This window comes from Vibrio sp. 10N.222.49.C9 (genome assembly GCF_041474985.1).
Lineage (GTDB): Bacteria > Pseudomonadota > Gammaproteobacteria > Enterobacterales > Vibrionaceae > Vibrio > Vibrio crassostreae_C.
The window spans coordinates 1-239 of sequence record NZ_JBFRVD010001209.1 but is presented as its reverse complement, the minus strand read 5'-3'; the positions used below and the strand labels follow the sequence as shown (position 1 = coordinate 239).

Below are 239 nucleotides of genomic sequence, written 5' to 3'. Positions count from 1 at the left end.
ATCAGAATCGCTCATCGCGCATTCATGTCTATGCAGACAGCGAGTGTGCGTATTTCTCCGATGAGATCACTACGGTGTGCTTTGGGCTCAATTTTGATGAATCCGAGCTCGAAGCCAAGCCCATTAACTATCAAGTGGAAACCAAATTCAGCGTTAACGTAAATGCGCTATTTAATGAGCTCAAATCTCACAGTCAGGTCGATACCATCAAGCTGGAAAACCAGACGTATCTGTATGTC

General features: G+C 44.8%; 1 pseudogene. It reads left to right on the top strand.

Annotation, left to right across the window (positions count from 1 at the left end):
- Nucleotides 1–239 (top strand): annotated as a pseudogene (locus AB4585_RS27605) (hypothetical protein); the annotation flags it as partial.